The sequence below is a fragment of the Nonomuraea sp. NPDC048882 genome, assembly GCF_040649755.1.
In the GTDB taxonomy this organism is placed as follows: Bacteria; Actinomycetota; Actinomycetes; order Streptosporangiales; family Streptosporangiaceae; genus Nonomuraea; species Nonomuraea maheshkhaliensis.
The window spans coordinates 21662-38301 of the sequence record NZ_JBEZGB010000016.1 but is presented as its reverse complement, the minus strand read 5'-3'; the positions used below and the strand labels follow the sequence as shown (position 1 = coordinate 38301).

Genomic DNA, 16640 nt, shown 5'->3' with positions numbered 1-16640 from the left:
TCGGACGCCAAGGAAGTGATCTCGACGATGACTGCTACCGAGCTTGAGCCAGAAGCGGGACGGGAAAAGCCGGCGACGGCCGATGATCTCGCGGTCCGGCCCAGGTTGGGTCATGACGTGCTGTTCTACGATGTCGGCGACAAAGTCGTGGTGCGCAACACCGAAAAGGTGTACGTCGTCAAAGGACAATGGGCCTACCGTTTCCTGTGCTCGCTCGCACCGTACTTGACCGGCGAACACACGCTCGCCGAGCTGTGCGCGGGCCTCGCGCCCGAACGGCAGGCGATGGTCGTCTCCCTGGTTCGGTCGTTGATCGGCAACGGTTTCGCGCGCGACGTGCCTCCGGCGGGCGACATCGATCTGGACCCCGCCGTCGAGCAGGTGTTCGCCTCCCAGCTGAACTATGTGGAGCACTTCGTCGACGAGGCCAAGGCCCGGTTTCTGCGCTTCCGTACGGCCAGGGTGCTGATGCTGGGCATCGGCCGGGTGAACCGGGCGGCGGCCGAGAGTCTGCTGCGCAACGGGCTCGCCTCACTGCACCTGGTCGAGTCTTCGCCGCAGAGCGCGGCCGAGGGCGCCCCCGCGGCCATGGCGGGACTGGCGGAATGCGTCGCGGACCTGACCGAAGCCGGATGCCCTCCGCAGGTCCACCTGCCGGACCTCACCCTGGACGAGGCCCTCACGCCACACGCCCTGAGCGGATACGACTTCGTGCTCGCGTCCGGCGACGACCTCGGCATGGGTACGCTGCGGCGGCTGATCGACATCGGCGTGAACGGCGGCCCCGTGGTGCTGCCCGTCACCTCGATCGGTTCGAGCGTCGTCATCGGTCCGGTCACCCGCCCGGCGACCGCGGGCTGCTGGACGTGCTCCATGCTCCGCTACGGAGCCAACGCCGAGCCACGCGAGGCGGCCGCCCTGTGGCGCGGCATCGCGTGCGGAGCCGCGGGCCTGGCCGCGCCGAGGCTCAATCCGCAGCTCGCGGCGATGGTCGGCAACCTGCTCGCCTTCGACCTGTTCCGGCTGGTCACCGGCTGCTTCGACGCGGAGACCGACCATGGCGTCCTGATCCAGGACGTCTCCACGCTGGAGGCCAGGCGCGAGCGGCTGTGGCCGCACCCGCTCTGCCCCTCCTGCGCGGAACACCAGGATTTCGGCGCCAGGCCCGTCACGCCGGCCGTCGTCCACGAGACGGCGCCGCGGCCATTCCGCCCCGCGAACAACGCCGATCATGATGACAGGGAGCGGCTCAGGGCGCTGCTGAAGGAGGCCGACGAACTGGTCGGCTCCCGCACGGGTGTGCTGTCGTCGTTCGACGACGCGGCATTGGACCAGTCACCGCTCAAGGTCGGCAGGGTCCGTCTCGGCGCCCAGGCCGGATCCGACGTACGGACTCGGCTGATCACGGCGTTCGACCTGCACTACGTGCCCGTCGCGCGCCGGAGCGCGATGCGCGCCGCGCTGCTCGCCTACGTCGGCCAGGTGGCGAGCGTCCGGAACGCGGTGACCGGTTCGACGGAGCTGCCGCACACGCTCGCCCCCGCCGACCTGTCCACCTCCACGGGGCTCGCGATCGAGGAACGCGAGACGATCCCGTGGCTTCCCGCGACGTCTTTGGTGAGCGGGGAACAGCGGCTGGTGCCCGCCGCAGCGGTTCACCCGTGGTCGGGGCTCAACGCCGACTCGTGGTTCGAACGGAGCGGGGCGGGTGCCGGAGCCGGGGCGAGCATCGGGGAGGCCGTCCGGGCGGGCCTGTTGTCCGCGATCGCGTTCGAGGCGCTGCGTGCGACGGTTTCCGGACGGGGTGAACCGCGTCCGGTCCTGTGCGGGGACCCTGAAACGGGTTCCGAGCTGGAGTTCCTACTGCGGACCTGCGGCAACCTGAGCGTCCGGCCGGAGGTGCTTGAGCTCTCCCCCTGGCGCAACGCCGGCATCGTGCTCGCTCGGATCCCGGACTCCGCCGACCGGCCGCTGTGGACCGTGCGGGCCGCGTCGTCCCGGCAGGACGCGCTCGTCGAAGCTCTGCGAGATCTCGCCGGGCTGCTCCAGCTCCGTCACTTGGCGAAGATCGAGGACGTCGACCTCGGCGAGCCGCTGCTGCCCGGTTTCGACGCCCGGGCCGTGCCCACGTCCGGGGAACCGGTACCGGTCGCAACGGACGACTCCCCCAGCGACACCACCGACCCCAGTGACCCCCATGACCCCAGCGACACCACCGACCCGGCTGACCCCAGCGATCTCGCGACCCTGGTCGCCGAGCTCGCCGGCGAGGGCCGCGACGTTCTCGTCGTCGACACCACGACTCCGGAACTCAGGTCTCAGGCGGCCATGGTGACCTGCCGGGTCCTCCTGACGCGATGCAAGTGATGCAGGAGCGGGTCCCACAGGCGCTCGCGAACGATCGACTGCTGGTCGCCGGCTACCTGCACGATCGATTGGCCCGGACGTCCGGGCGACTCGACCGTCCCGTGACGGTTCGCGTGGCGCTCCTCGACGCGCAGGACGCGATGCGGCGGCTCGACGCACCGGACACAGAAACAGGCACATGCACCGACACGACGAGCTTGCTGCCTGTCCATGTGCACGGCGACACCGTGCTGCTCGGCCCGTTCGACAGCACACGCCCCTGTTTCCACTGCCTGGCCAGACGGTGGCAACAGCTGCGGACCGGCGTGGAACGTGAGGCCCTGGAAGGCGGGCCATCGCTCGCCGCGCACCACACGTCCCCGTTCCTCTCCCGGTTCGGCCTGGAGGCGATCTGGCGGACCGTTCAGCAGATCGTCCGGGTGCCGCCGGAGCGGAAACACACCGACCGGCACGGCCATCCGTTCGTGCACGAGCTCCGGCTGAAAGACCTGACGGTGCGGCGTCATCCGATCGTCGCGGACGCGCAGTGCCCGCGATGCGCTGTTCCGGCTGAGGACAGCGCCGACGCCGCTCGCATGACCCTGCGCAGCCGCCCGAAACGGTCAGTTGATGACTTCCGGATCAGCTCGGCCCACGACCTGGAACCCGGCGCGTACGCGAACCCCGTCTGCGGGATGGCCGGCACCGGCGCGGAGCCGAGCATGACGAGCACGACGACGGCGAACGTGAAAGGCCGGATCGACATCCCAGGTGGCGGATACGTCCATGAGACGTTCTGGGCCGGCCACTCCGACAGTTACGCCCGCAGCACGCTCCTGGGCATACTGGAGGCCCACGAGCGGATCGCCGGCACCCAGCCCCGGCGCTTCTCCGATCCGGTGGTCGGCACCTACCGGAATCTGCGGAGCTCGGCGCTGGATCCCGCCGAATGCGGCCTCTACACCGAAGAGTTCTACGCCAGGTCCCGGCATTACACGCCCTGCCATCCTGATCTGCCGATTCCGTGGGTATGGGGCTACTCGCTGCGCGACGAGCGCCCCCTTCTGGTCCCCGCGGCGATCACCTATTACCACCTGATCGACCAGACCGGCAGATTCGTCCAGGAATGCTCGAACGGGTGCGCGTCCGGCGGCTGCCTGGAAGAGGCCATCCTCCACGCCCTCCTCGAACTGGTCGAGCGTGACGCGTTCCTGATCGCCTGGTACGCCAAGCCGCGCCTGCGCGAGATCGACCCGTACAGCAGCACGAGGATCCGCAACCGGCTGATGATGGATCGTCTCTCGATGTACGGCTACGACCTGCGGCTGTTCGACGCCAGCATCGAATTTCCGATCCCGGTCGTGATCGCCGTCGCCCAGCGCAGAGACGGCGGCATGGGCACGCTGCTCTTCGGGGCCGGCGCCAGTCTCGATCCCGAGGAGGCGATCGCCTCCGGCTTGTACGAGGTCGCGTCCGCGATTCCGGATTTCCCCGGCTACACGAAGATGCGCGCCGAAGAGCTCACCGCGAAGGCGGCCGACTTCGGCAAGGTGCTTTCGCTGTCCGATCACGCCCCGCTCTACGGGTTGCCCGAGATGGCCAGGCACGCCGCCCATCTGCTCGGCGACGGCGGCCGGCCGGCCGATCTTCCCCCGGTGGAGGAGGTGTTCCCGGGCAGGCCGGACGAGCGGCCGCGCACCCTGGATCTGCTGGACGACCTCAGGTTCTGCGTCCAGTCCGTGGTCAAGGCCGGTTTCGACGTGATCGTGGTGGATCAGACCTCACCGGAGCAGGCGGAGATCGGCCTGCGCACGGCGAGCGTGGTGATCCCCGGCCTGCTACCGATCGACTTCGGGTGGGGCCGCCAGCGCGCCCTGCACATGACGCGGACCCGCACCGTCCTGCGCCGGGCCGGACTCCGCGACCGCGATCTCGAAGCCTCGGAGCTCAACCGGGCTCCACACCCCTTCCAATGAATCGGCTCGCCGCTACCGGCGCGCCTGAGGAGTCGTCCATGGACACGGAGCAAGCGTTCGAAACGGCGAGCGACTACATCACCGCGATCATGCGCCGCAACCGATCGCCGGCGGAGAACTGGAGCCTGAAACCCGATTGGGCCGACCAGCCGCGCATGCACAACGTCTACCCCGGCATCACGCCCGTCCCGCTGCCGGCCACGCAGGTCGCGCTCGCCTCACTCGAAGCGAGCCTGACCGGGCAGCCGCCCGGGGACGGCGGCGCGTTCACCCTGCCGATGCTCTACGAGATGCTGCGCGACTCCTACGCCTACGGCGGGCGCAGGCTGGCGGTCACGGTCAACGACGACACGGTGGCCCTGCCGCATTACCCGCGCGCGGTGTGGTCTCGCGGCACGGCGTCCGGGGGCGGCCTGTACCCGCTCGAGATCTACTGGGTCTGCGGGCCCGGCGGGCCGATGTTGCCGGGCGTCTACAACTATTCGCCGGCCCAGCACGGTGTGCAGAGACTGCTGATCGGTGACGTGACGAGCCAGGTGCGGCAGGCGATCGCGCCGGCGGAGGCCGCGGGCGACCAGTTCCTGCTCGTGACGGTCAAGTTCTGGAAGAACGCCTTCAAGTACCAGAACTTCGGCTACCACGTGGTCACCATGGACGTGGGCACGGCGCTGGGGACGTGGCAGTTGTGGTCGAGAGCGGCCGGCTTCCCGCTGCGCCCGCTGCTCAATTTCGACGAGGAAGCACTCAACCGGCTGCTGGGCGTACGGACGCACGAGGAGAGCGTGTTCGCCGTGGTGCCGCTGCCCGGCGGCGGGGGCCCGTCCCCGGAAGGCCGGCCCGGACTTCGTGTCACCGCCGTCCCCACGGAACGGTCACGTACGGTCGTCCGGCATCCCGCGATCGAGCGCGTCCACGCCTCGACCGTCACCACTCCGCCGACCGGCGATGCACCGGCTGACCGGCTGAAAGCGGCAAAGCCGAACCACAGCGGCGGCAGCGGCGACGCGATCGAGCTGGCCGATCCGCTCCCGCTCGACGCCACCGTACGGGAAGCCCTGCGCGCTCGCCGCAGCAGCTTCGGCAGATTCAGCGCACACCACCGTCTCGGACAGGCCGAACTGGCCGCGGTGCTGCGCGCGGGAACCCTGGGAGCCCGGCTCGTGTCGGATGTCAAACAGCCGGACGGCACGCCGGAGCTCACCAGGCTGGCCGTGCTCGCGAGCCACGTCGACGGCGTCCCCCCGGACGCCTACGACTACGACGTCGCCGCCAACACGCTGCTGCCCCTCGGCACCGGTGTGAGCGCGTCGTTCCTGCAGCGCAACTACTTCCTGAACAACTACAACATGGAGCAGGTCGCCGCCGTCGTCACCGTGCTGGCACGGCCGCACGCGGTGATCGCGGCCACCGGCCAGCGCGGTTACCGGTTCCTCAACGCGGAGGTCGGCGCCGCCGCCCAGGCCATGTATCTGGCCGCGGCCGCGGCGAACATCGGCTGCGGGGCCGCGCTCGGCTTCGACAATGTCTCGTACGCCGAGCACCTGGACAGGCGGCGCGACCTGAGCGGCGATGACACCGACCAGGAATGGCCCCTGCTGATCATGATGCTGGGACACGAACGCCAGCAGGCTCCCGACTTCCGCTTCCGGCTCCGCTGATCTCACCGACCCGAAGAGGTGACACGGGTGATAGACCATGATTTCCCGCTGGGCACGGACGCCCCGGCGGGCCGGGACGACGGCAGGCAGTGGATCGTCACCCCGCAGTTCATGCTGCGGGTGGCCGGGATGCCCATCGACGCCGTGGCCCCCTTGACCAACCCTCAGGGGACGCGATGGGCGGACACCCTGCTGGCGGCCGAGACCGCCATGGACGCGGCGAAGCAGGTGATCGCCGACGCGCTGCAGGAGTCCGTCGCGGACAATGACGACGAGCAGCAGCGTCGCCGGCTGCTCACGTTGCGGCGCGATGTCTTCAATCGCCGCCTCCCCAAGGACCTGGCCTCAGCCAGGGCGCTCGCCGCGCACCTCGACGACCAGGGGCGAGCCGCCCTGCTCGGCTGGCTCGACCAGCGCGCCGCCTATGACGAGGAACTCCGGCGCGGCGCCGCCATCGTGGCCGATGAGACCGGCCTGGCCCGCGCCCACCTGCGTGAACTCGCCCGCGATCCGAGGCTGCGCAAGGGCGTGTTGCTGGCGTCTCCGTCGCTGGACCGCTACCTGCCGGCCTATCTCGACGCCGGGGACGGCCCGCTGAACAAGCGCGCCCGCCGCATCGAGCGGTCGCTGCTGGAGTACGTGTACCGCACCGCCTGCAAGACGAGCCCGTTCAGCACGTTCACCGCGGTCGCGCTCGGGCGGTTCGTACCCGGCAGCGGGTCCCTCTTCCCGCACCTCGACCTCGACGTCGTCTGGCGCAGCCACGCCCGGCTCAACGTCGCGGCGCTCGCCCGCCTGATCGACGTCATCGTCGACCGGCTCGACCTGCGCCCGGAGCTCACGATGCGCCTGACGTCGGGCTCGCGCGCCGACACGGAACGGGTGCGCTACGTGCGGCGGATCCGGGTGGTCGGTGACGACGACACCCCGACGGGTGCCGACAGCATGCGGGAGAACCTCTTCTTCCTCCGTCAGGGCACCCTGCTGCAGGAGGTCATGCGGATCCTGGGCGAGCGGGCGGAGGTGTCCTTCGGGCAGTTGGCCGAGCTGCTCAGCGCGGCCGATCGGCCGAACCGTTCCCCCGAGGACGTGCGCGAGTATCTGCGCCGCCTGCTCCAGCTCGGCCTGCTCGTGGCGCCGGCCCTGCACCTGGACGTGCACAGCGCCGACCCGGTGGAGTCGTTCCGGCACGGCCTGGAACGGCTGGACGCCCCATGGGCGCAGGCGGTCGCCGACCGGCTCGGCGCCATCTCCGACCTGGTGAAGCTGTACCCGTCAGCCGATCACGAGGCCCGCAGGAGGCTACTCGGCATGATCAGGGCCGGCCTGGAGGAAACGCAACGCGAGCTCGGCGCGGCGCGGCCCAGCACGCCGAGCAACCTGGTGTACGAGGACGTCAGCGTCCCCGGCACCGGCGCGGTGGCCGACCCGGACAAATGGCGGCAATCGCTGACCCCCTCCCTGTGCCAGGTGGCACGGTTGTTGCCGCTGTTCGACTCCACCGTGCCGCAGCGGCTGAGCCTGCACGGATTCTTCACCGCCCGCTACGGAGTCGGTGGACGCTGCGACGACGTGCTGCGGTTCGTGCACGAATTCCACCAGGACTACTACACCTACTACCTGAAGGTCACCTCGCGGCCGAGCTTCGACGAGGACGGCGTGTTCGTCCCCGACCCGAACTGGTTGCGGCTGCCCGAGGTGGAGGCGATGACGCGGGCGCGGCTGGAACTGATCCGGCGCATGAAACTGGCCACGGCGTCCGGCACCGACGTGCTGCTCGACGACGAGTTCGTCGACGAGGTCTCCGCTCTGGTGCCCGATCATCTGCTCGACCTGGAGCCGAGAAGTTTCTTCGTGCAACTCGGCGACGACGGCGGCACGCCGTTCGCCGTGGTGAACCAGACCTACAGCGGCCTGACCCTGTTGTTCTCCCGCTTCATGCACTGCTTCGACGACGCCGAACGCGGTGGGCTGGCCGCCGAACTGCGGGACGAACTCGCCAAGCTGCAACCGGCCGACGCGGTGTTCGCCGAGGTCACGGGCGGGTACGACACCACGAACCTGAACCTGCATCCGGCGATCACCCCGTACGAACTGGTCTGTCCTGGCGACGTGAGCTTCCGGGACGAGTCAGAACAGATCGCGGTGGACGAGCTCAGCGTGCTCCACGACGAGCGGACCAGCAGGTTGCGGCTGTACTCGTGGCGCCTGGGCCGCGAGGTCATCCCGGTCTACCTGGGCTTCATCATTCCGCCGGCGCTGCCGCAGGTGCAGCGGGCGATGCTGCTGTTCTCCCGGACCATCTTCGCCACGATCGACCTGTGGGGCGGCACGCGCGCCCACGAGCGGATCACGACGATCAGCAGCCGGCCGAGAGTCCGCGTCGGCGACGTGGTCGTGTCGAGACGCAGGTGGACCGTGCATCCCGAATTCCTCCCCGCGCGCGGCGCCGGGGACGGCGACGCGGAGTCGTTCCTCGCCTGGCGGCGCTGGCAGCGGGAGCACGGCCTGCCGCAGCGGGTTTTCGCCTCGCTCGGCGCGGTGCCGCTCAAGCCCGGCGCGGGCACCTCCATGCCGACGTTCAAGCCCCAGTACATCGACTTCGGCAGCGTTCTCTCGCTCCAGTTGCTGGACCGGATGGCGCGTGAGGGCAATCGCCTGATCGTGCTCGAAGAGATGCTTCCCGACCTTGAGCAGATCTGGCTGAGGTCGGCTGAGGGACGGTACGTGGCCGAGCAGACCATCGAGATCACCGGCACGACCCGGCCGCTGCGCGGTCACTGATCAGACAGGGGAGTTCAGGGATGACAACAGAGCCGCACACCGTCGGGGATCCTCGGTCGCGACCTGCCTCGGCGCCGGGCGAGTGGCAGGCGCTGCACATCTTCTACAGCGCCAATTCCCAGGTGATGCTCACCGACTGCGTCGCACCGCTGGTCCGCGACCTTCGTGACCGCGGGCTGCTGGAGCGGTACTTCTTCATCAACTACTGGATGGAGGGCCCGCACGTCCGGCTGCGGCTGAAGCCGGTCACGGAGGCGGCCACCTCCGCGGTGCGCACGGCCGCCGAGGCCGCCGTGCGGGAGTTCCTGGCGAGCCGCCCGGCGCTGTACGCGTTCGACCAGGACATGCTGAAGGCGCAGGAAGATCTGTTCGTCATGGAATATCCGGACGAGAACGAGCGGCGCCGGATGTACCCGGAGGGGCGGATCCCCGTCCAGGACAACAACACCTTCCATTACCGCGCCTATCACCCGGAATACGATCGCTACGGCGGGCAGGCCGGGATACCTCTCGCGGAGCGGCACTTCGAATTCTCCAGCGATCTGGTGATCGGACTGCTGCGGACGGCCAACGTGCACGTCAGGCCGGTGCTGCTGGGCCTGGCCGCCCAGCTCATGATGATCAGCGTCTCCACTTTCATGCGGGACACCGGCCGGATGGCGACTTTCCTGGAGCGTTATCACGACTACTGGAACTCGTCGTTCGGGCTCGACTACTGGAGCTCGACGACCCGCATCGTCGAGGACAACAGCGCCCGTTACCGCATGTGTTATGACTCGATGAAGGACGTGCTCGCGGCCCGGTTCATGGACACGCACGACAGCATCAGGCGCGGCGAGCCGGACCGGCTGACCGGCTTCCGGGCGATGTGGGCCAGGCACTGGGAGAGCCTGCGCGAGCAGGTGCTGGAGCACGGGAGCGCCGGCCGGCTCACCTTCGTCAAGGCGGGCACCTCCAGGGCGCCCAAGGTGATCTCCGATCCCGAGATCCTGCTGCCGCATCTGCTCGCGTCGTACCTGCACATGACGAACAACCGGCTCGGCCTGCCGATAGCCGACGAGGCGTACCTCGCGTACCTCCTGGCGCGCACCCTGAAGGACCATGCGGAATCCACGTCCTGACCCCGGCCACGAATCTCGACCATGAATCTCGATCTTGAACGAAGTGAGCACATGACCATGCGGACAGCCCACCTGCTGGATCTTCCCGCGCAGCTGGAGGCCGCCATCGGCGCGGCCGCCGGCGACATGGAGGCCGGGCGGGACCTCCCTGAGAAGCTGGTGCGCGAGTTGCGCGACAGCGGCGCCTTCCGCCTGCTCACGCCACGTGAGCTCGGCGGCTTCGAGGCCCCGCTGGAGACCGTGCTGAAGGTGTACGAGGGGTTCGGCCGGCTCGACGCCTCCGCGGGATGGATCGTGTGGAACGCCAACTGGGGATTCATCGGCGCACTGCTCGACGAGCCGGGCAACGCCCGGATCTGGGGATCGGGTCCCGAGCCGGTCTTCGCGGCGTCGAGCATGGTGGGGACCGCCGTGCCGTGCGACGGAGGTTACCGGCTGTCCGGGCACTGGAAGCTCGTCAGCGGGATCAACCACGCCGACTGGTTCGCCGCGGCCGCCTACATCAAGGACGGCGACAACGTGCTCCTGACCGACGACGGCATGCTCGACGTGCGCTTCTTCATGCTGCGCCGGGAGCAACTGTCGGTAAAGGACACCTGGCACTCCGGTGGCCTGCGCGGCTCGGGAAGTCACAGTGTCATGGTCGAGGACGCCGTCGTACCCGGCGACCTGGTCGCGCGCGTGGACGTGCCGGCCCGCGTCCAGCGCCCCCGCTACCAGGGCTACATTCCTTCGCTCGTCGTCCCCGGCTGCTCCGCCGTCGTTCTCGGGGTGGCCCAGAGCGCCATCGAGGAGACGGCCGCGCTCGTGGTCTCGAAGCGGACGATGACCGGCGGCACGCTCGCCGCGTCGGCGCACACCCAGACGGTCATCGCCCGGTCCGAGGCCGCGCTCCAGGCCGCCCGGCTGCTCCTGCTGGCCGCGGCGCGCGACCTCGACCTCGCCGGAGAGAACGCCACGCCCGTCACCCTCGAACTGCGCGCCGCGTTGCGCGCCGCCATGAGTCACGCCGCGCAGACCAGCCGCGACGTGCTGACGGCCATGTACGAGCTGGGCAGCTCCGCCTCGATCTACCAGGGCAACAGCGTCGAGCGGCTCTTCCGCGACGGGATGGTCGCGCTTCAGCACCACAACCACTCCGCCGTCTTCTTCGAATCCGTCGGACGTGTCCGCCTCGGCATGGCCCCCACCCAGCCGGTCTTCTGAGGGCCTGCGCTTCCGCTATCCCGAACACGCAGCGGACAGGACGTGAGGTGGATATTTCCGACATGGGCCGGTGGCTAGGCTCGTCCGCGTGTGGCAGACGATCAAGGGCAGCCGGACGCCGGAAGGCCGGTCCGCGTGACCGCCGATGCGGGGAGGGATCTGCGCGTGGCCGTCCTGGGCCCCTTCGACGTGCGGCTGGGAACGGCGCGCGTCGAGCTGGGCTCGAACCGGCTGCGGACGCTGCTGGCCGTCCTCGCGCTGTCGGCGGGCGAGACGGTGTCGGTGGATCGGCTGGCCTCGGTGGTATGGGCGGGTGATCTGCCGGACAACGTCAGGCGCAGCGTCCACACCTACATCGCCCGGCTGCGCAACACGCTCGGCGCGGAGGCGATCGAGACGACGTCACTGGGCTACCACCTGCGGGTGGAACCCGATCGGGTCGACGCGCTGCTGTTTCGCCGGCTGCTCGCCGAGGCGGCGCAGGCGCGCGACACCGAAGCCGAGCCGGCGGCCCTGGAGCGGGCGCTGGCCCTGTGGCGGGGGCAGCCGTTCGAGGGGATCGACTCTCCGGCGCTGCACGGGGCCGACGCCGCGCACCTGCTGGATATGCACGTGTCCGCCGCGGAACGCCGGCTCGACCTGGGGCTGGCCGCGGGACGCCACAGTGAGCTGGTGCCCGAGGCACGCAGGCTGGTGGCCCGTCATCCGTGGCACGAGCCGTTGTGGGCGCGCCTGCTCCTGGCGCTGGACGGCTGCGGCAGGCGGGCCGAGGCTCTGTCGGCGTACGAGCGGCTCAGGCGCGGGCTGAGCGAGGAGCTGGGCACCGCCCCTTCCGCCGAGCTGCGGCGCATTCACGCCGGCCTGCTGGAGGACCGCGCGGTGCGGGCGGCGCCGATCACGCCCCGCCAGCTCCCGGCGGACGTGGCCGAGTTCACCGGCAGGGACGAGGAGCTGAAGCGGCTGGACGGGCTGCTCGGCGGCAACAGCAGCGTCTGCGTCATCACCGGCACCGCCGGCGTCGGCAAGACCTGCCTGGCCGTGCACTGGGCGCACCTGGCCGCCGAACGCTTCCCTGACGGTCAGCTGTACGCCGATCTGCAGGGCTTCGGGCCGGGCGAGAGCGCACTGGACCCGCATGACGTTCTGTCCAGCTTTCTGCAGACCTTGGGCGTGGCGAAACCCCGGATCCCGGTCGATCCGCAGGCCAGGATCGCGCTGTACCGGACGCTGCTGGCAGGCCGGCGCGCGCTGGTGCTGCTCGACAACGCCCGCGACGCCGACCAGGTACGGGGGCTGCTGCCGGGAGGCACCGCGTGCATGGTGGTGATCACCAGCCGGCAGGGGCTGAACAGCCTGGTCAGCCGGCACGCGGCCGCGTTGCTCACGCTGGACGTCCTCACCCATCGCGAGTCCCGGCAACTGCTGGCCGGCCGGTTGGGCCGCGAGTGCGTCGAGGCCGACGCGCGCGCCACCGATGAGATCATCGATCTGTGCGGGCGGCTGCCCCTTTCCCTGGCCATCGCGGCCGGCCGCGCGACCGCGGCACCGTCCGCTCCGCTCGCGGCGCTCTCGGCCGAACTGCGCCGCGCCCGCACCGACGTCAGCGTGCTGGCCACCCGGGACGCCCGCACCGACATGCGCACCGTGTTCTCCCACTCCTACGACCTCCTGCCCGCCAAGGCGGCCCACCTGTTCTCGCTGCTGGCGATCCATCCGGGGCCCGACATCGCCCGGGCGGCCGTGGCCAGTCTGGCTGCCGTCAACAGGGTGCAGGCCGATCGGCTGCTGGACGTGCTCCTGGAGGCGCATCTGGTGGCCGAGGCCGTTCCCGGCAGGGTCACGCTGCACAACCTGCTCCGTACATACGCGCACGATCTCGCCCGCATCGCCGACGTCCGGCTGCACCGGCAGGCGGCACGGCGGGTGATCGAGCACTACCTGCACACCGCGTACCGGGCCACGCGGCTCCTCACGCCGGAGGCGCTCGTGATCGTGCCCAGCCCGCCGGCTCCCGGGGTGCGGCCGGAGCGCCTCACCTGCCGCGGGCAGGCGCTGGAGTGGTTCCGGGCCGAGCACACGGTCCTGTTCACCGTGCTGCGCCAGGCGCTGAGGAACGACTTCCCCTCCCATGTCATCCAGCTGGCGGCGGCGTTGACGCCCTGGTGCGACCATCGCAGCGACTGGCGCGCGAAGGCCGGCATCCATGAGGCCGCGCTGAAGGCGGCCGAACAACTGGGTGACATCGCGGCCGTGATCCGGGCGCGGCAGATCATCGCGGCGGTGGCGATCGACCTCGAACGAGCGGACCAGGCACCCGCTTGAACGGGCCTGCTCAGGGTCAGGCGGCCGCCAGGCTCACCGGCGTCCTTGCCGGGTGCTGGACGGCGGCCGGCCGTAGGTCTGCCGGTAAAGGGCCGCGAAGCGGCCGAGGTGGGTGAATCCCCACCGGAGTGCCACGTCCGTGACGGTCGCCGGGCTGTCCGTCCCGGCGATGTGGACCAGGTCGGCGTGGGCGTGCGCCAGCCGTACGGAGCGGAGATAGGCCATCGGGGTGGTCTGCAGATGCTCGCGGAAGCCGAGCTGGAGGGTGCGGACGCTGACCCTGGCGGCGGCGGCGATGTCGGCGAGGGTGATCGGCTCGCCGGCGTGGTCCTCGCAGTAGCGGATCGCCCGCCGGAGCGCGGCGGAGGTCCACGAGGCGGGGGGCCGGCCGAGTTCGTGGGAGTAGTTGTGCGGCTGGGACGAGAGCAGGGTGTGCAGCAGGAACTGCTCGAAGTGGTGCTCGGCGAGCTTCGAGGCCGAGAACGGCAGCGAACCTGCCGCACCGATCGACGACAGCATGCTGAACGTGCGGCCGAGCGCGCTGCCGGTGCCGGCCCTCGGCTCGAACCGCAACCGCTCCTTGACCGGATCACCCAGGTAAGGCTCCAGCGCCTCCTGGAGCAGTGCCGACGGGATCTGCATCACCATGACTTCGTGGTCGATGCTCCAGCGCATGTCGATCTTCTGCTGGGGGCCGATGAGGGAGATCGGCGCGGAGACGTCCTCCCCGTTGATCGCCACCTCGCCGGCTCCGTGCAGCGGCATGATCGCGTAGAAGTTCATCGACTCCGACGTCCCGGTGCGGATCTCTCCGCCGTAGGACGCGGTGTAGAGCGTGGCCTTTCCCGTGTGGAGCAGCTGGTAGCGAGCGCCGCTCGGATGGGGCTTGATGATCTGGAGGAAGTACGACGGGTACTGCTGCTCCAGCAATTCTCGTAACTGGTCGACCTCCGCGGCGACGGCCGGATATCTTATCGATAAGTCCGGTGCGTATTCTCGTTCCTGCGCATTGACATTTCTCATCGCACCACGCTCCCTGCACACTCTGGCAACTCTTCCTCCTGCGGTCAGCAGGCTAGCGACAGGCGGCGATACTGTAAACGCGGATCCGGACAGTTCCAAGTACTTGTAAATAATTCACGCCTCACCGGATGCGCGGATAAACTCGGGTCTCGGCCCGCCAGGTCCTGGTGCCAGAGGCCGCTGTCGCAGGCTGCGTCATGCCATGGCGACCCAGTCGTCAGGGCGGCGGCGAACGTCCGGACTCTGGGTCACACTGAGGAAGGCGCGACTACCACCTTTCACACACCAGCAGATGACTATTTGCGCCCTGCACAAGAAGGCTACTGCGATATCGGCTGCCGGACGCCCACTCATGATTCCCGACGGTCATCATTTCCTGAGCCGCTGGAGCACAACCCTGTTTGTCGAGAAGGCGTAATCCGAGATCGGCGAAAACGTCATTCCAGGCGCGCGTGAGCCGAAAAGGGGCGACGATGGCGGGGGGACAAGGGCGGCGAGCTTGTCGAGAGGGTCATGATCGTATGTCATGGTCCGAAGGTTAACGGGACGCCTCGTGGGCGCAGCGGGCGGAGCGGTGTTCGAGACACCGCCAGGTGCCGTGTGGTCGTGTGGGCGGGCAACCTGACGGGGCGGTCGATGCGTCACTACCGTCAACCGGCTCGCACAGGAGGCACGTCAAGTTGGCGGATAGGGCGATATTTCAGGATTTCGTGGTGTCGCGGTCGGACCGGCTGTTACGGACCGCGTATCTGCTGACCCGGGATTGGGGCATCGCGGAGGACCTGCTGCAGGAGTCGCTGTCCAAGGCGTGGTTCGCCTGGCCGGGCATCGACGAGCCCGAGGCGTACGTACGCAAGGTGCTGGTGCACACGTACACGTCATGGTGGCGGCGGCGGTGGCGCAGAGAGCTGCCGAGCGACGACCTCCCCGAGGCGGCACCGCACGACACGGCCGGCGACCCGGCCGGTGATCTGGCCGGCGGGAGGCGCGAGGAGCTGTGGCGGGCGGTGGGCCGGCTGCCGGCCCGTCAGCGCGCGGTGATCGTGCTGCGCTTCTACGAGGACCTGCCCGTGAGCGAGGTGGCCGGGCTGCTGGGCTGCCAGGAGGGCACGGTCAAGAGCCAGACCGCGAAGGCGCTGACGAAGCTGCGACAGGACGAGGCGATGGTGAAGGAGCTGCGCCGGTGACCGTACAAGATCTGCGTGACGTCCTGCGGGAGCGGGCCGAGGGGCCGTCGCCCGCGAACCCGCACCGCCACGACGAGGTCCGCGCCCGCATCCGCCGGCGCCGCATGCGCAGGCGGGCGATGGTGGGCGGGGCGGTGTCGGTGGCGTCGGTGGTGGCCGCCGTCGTGGTGATCGTCGCCCTGCTTCCCGGTACGGCCGAGGAGCCCCCACCCGCGACGACGGTCACCGCCGAACCCGCGTCCGGCCTGCCCGAGCGCTACACCGCCCCCGACGGCACCGTCTACCGCCGGCTGGCCACGACCAGGCTCGTCGCGTCGGGCGTGAAGACCTCGGTCACGATCCCGGTCTCCGGAGAGCCGCTGGACGTCGCGGCGCGGTGCGACGGCGAGTCCGGCGCGTCGCCACGGGTCCTGGTGAACGGCAGGAACACGGGCCCGCGCGGTTTCTCACCGTGCCCCGAGGACATGGAGCTGCGGCCGCTGATCGTGCCGAAGGACGCCGAGGAGGTCACGGTCACGTTCGACCGGACCACCTCCGGCGGAGGCTGCGTCATGCGGACCAGAAACGGGCCGTGCGAGGCGGTCAAGCCCCAGCGGTCCGACTGGGACCTCGCGGTCTATCAGTGGATCCCGCCCGCCAGGATGGTCACCCCCGAGCCGGTCAGGGCGATGCCCGAGCGGCTGGCCGGTAAGAGGATGATCGCCCAGTTCAGGGGCGCCTGGCCGGGCGAGTCGACGATCGAGATGCAGGTGGTGGGCACCGGCGACCCCATCGGCATCGACCAGATCTGCTCCGGCGACCTGGCCGGACGCATGTGGTTCAAATATCAGGTCGGCGGCAAGGAGTCGCCCACGCGCTCGGGCTGCGGCGTCTGGAAGGAGGGCCCGTTCCCGACGGCGATGGAGGAGTTCACGGTGCCCAAGGGCAAGCGGGTCACCGTCACGGGACGGGTGGGGTTCTGGGGGGAGTCCACCAACCGGCCGGTGAAGTGGGCCATCGGCGTCTACCGGAAGTAGG

10 protein-coding genes are annotated in these 16640 nt (G+C 69.7%); 9 read left to right on the top strand and 1 reads right to left on the bottom strand.

Going from position 1 to position 16640, the window contains the following annotated elements; genetic code table 11:
* Positions 1-117 precede the first annotated feature (117 nt).
* The 7 genes from AB0C27_RS42700 (at position 118) to AB0C27_RS42670 (ending at position 13413) form a co-directional block, all read left to right on the top strand.
* Entirely contained in the window at positions 118-2367 is a 2250-nt protein-coding gene (locus AB0C27_RS42700; RefSeq protein ID WP_357857247.1) for a TOMM precursor leader peptide-binding protein, read from the top strand.
* A complete protein-coding gene (locus AB0C27_RS42695; protein ID WP_357857244.1) occupies positions 2358-4322 on the top strand; it encodes a TOMM precursor leader peptide-binding protein in 1965 nt (654 codons plus the stop codon). Before AB0C27_RS42700 ends, AB0C27_RS42695 begins: the two co-directional genes overlap by 10 nt.
* A gap of 38 nt (positions 4323-4360) precedes the next feature.
* Complete coding sequence (locus AB0C27_RS42690; protein WP_357857241.1) at positions 4361-5980, top strand: SagB family peptide dehydrogenase; 1620 nt, start codon at positions 4361-4363, stop codon at positions 5978-5980.
* A gap of 27 nt (positions 5981-6007) precedes the next feature.
* Entirely contained in the window at positions 6008-8764 is a 2757-nt protein-coding gene (locus tag AB0C27_RS42685) for a lantibiotic dehydratase (protein ID WP_357857238.1), read from the top strand.
* A 20-nt stretch (positions 8765-8784) separates the two neighbouring features.
* Positions 8785-9885 (top strand): lantibiotic dehydratase C-terminal domain-containing protein, encoded by a 1101-nt coding sequence (locus AB0C27_RS42680; protein ID WP_357857235.1) that lies wholly within the window; start codon positions 8785-8787, stop codon positions 9883-9885.
* 51 nt (positions 9886-9936) lie between these two features.
* Positions 9937-11091 carry an acyl-CoA dehydrogenase family protein gene (locus AB0C27_RS42675; protein ID WP_357857233.1) on the top strand — a complete coding sequence of 385 codons (1155 nt, stop codon included), beginning with the start codon at positions 9937-9939 and terminating at the stop codon, positions 11089-11091.
* Positions 11092-11256: 165 nt separating this feature from the next.
* Positions 11257-13413, top strand: a complete 2157-nt coding sequence (locus tag AB0C27_RS42670; protein WP_357857230.1) for an AfsR/SARP family transcriptional regulator — start codon at positions 11257-11259, stop codon at positions 13411-13413.
* Positions 13414-13446: 33 nt separating this feature from the next.
* Here the strand turns inward: AB0C27_RS42670 and AB0C27_RS42665 are convergent, their stop codons facing one another.
* Positions 13447-14436 carry an AraC family transcriptional regulator gene (locus AB0C27_RS42665; RefSeq protein ID WP_357857227.1) on the bottom strand — a complete coding sequence of 330 codons (990 nt, stop codon included), beginning with the start codon at positions 14434-14436 and terminating at the stop codon, positions 13447-13449.
* Between the two features lie 680 nt (positions 14437-15116).
* On the opposite strand from AB0C27_RS42665, the gene AB0C27_RS42660 reads away from it, so the two are divergent.
* Both AB0C27_RS42660 and AB0C27_RS42655 read left to right on the top strand, forming a co-directional pair.
* A complete protein-coding gene (locus tag AB0C27_RS42660; RefSeq protein WP_357857224.1) occupies positions 15117-15623 on the top strand; it encodes a SigE family RNA polymerase sigma factor in 507 nt (168 codons plus the stop codon).
* On the top strand, positions 15620-16639 hold the full coding sequence (locus tag AB0C27_RS42655; RefSeq protein ID WP_357857222.1) for a hypothetical protein: 1020 nt from the start codon (positions 15620-15622) through the stop codon (positions 16637-16639). Before AB0C27_RS42660 ends, AB0C27_RS42655 begins: the two co-directional genes overlap by 4 nt.
* Position 16640 lies beyond the last annotated feature (1 nt).

Coding starts and splice junctions, on each gene's coding strand:
- AB0C27_RS42695 (WP_357857244.1), top strand. CDS start 2,358: ATGCAAGTGATGCAGGAGCGGGTCCCACAGGCGCTCGCGAACGATCGA.
- AB0C27_RS42665 (WP_357857227.1), bottom strand. CDS start 14,436: ATGAGAAATGTCAATGCGCAGGAACGAGAATACGCACCGGACTTATCG.
- AB0C27_RS42680 (WP_357857235.1), top strand. CDS start 8,785: ATGACAACAGAGCCGCACACCGTCGGGGATCCTCGGTCGCGACCTGCC.
- AB0C27_RS42690 (WP_357857241.1), top strand. CDS start 4,361: ATGGACACGGAGCAAGCGTTCGAAACGGCGAGCGACTACATCACCGCG.
- AB0C27_RS42675 (WP_357857233.1), top strand. CDS start 9,937: ATGACCATGCGGACAGCCCACCTGCTGGATCTTCCCGCGCAGCTGGAG.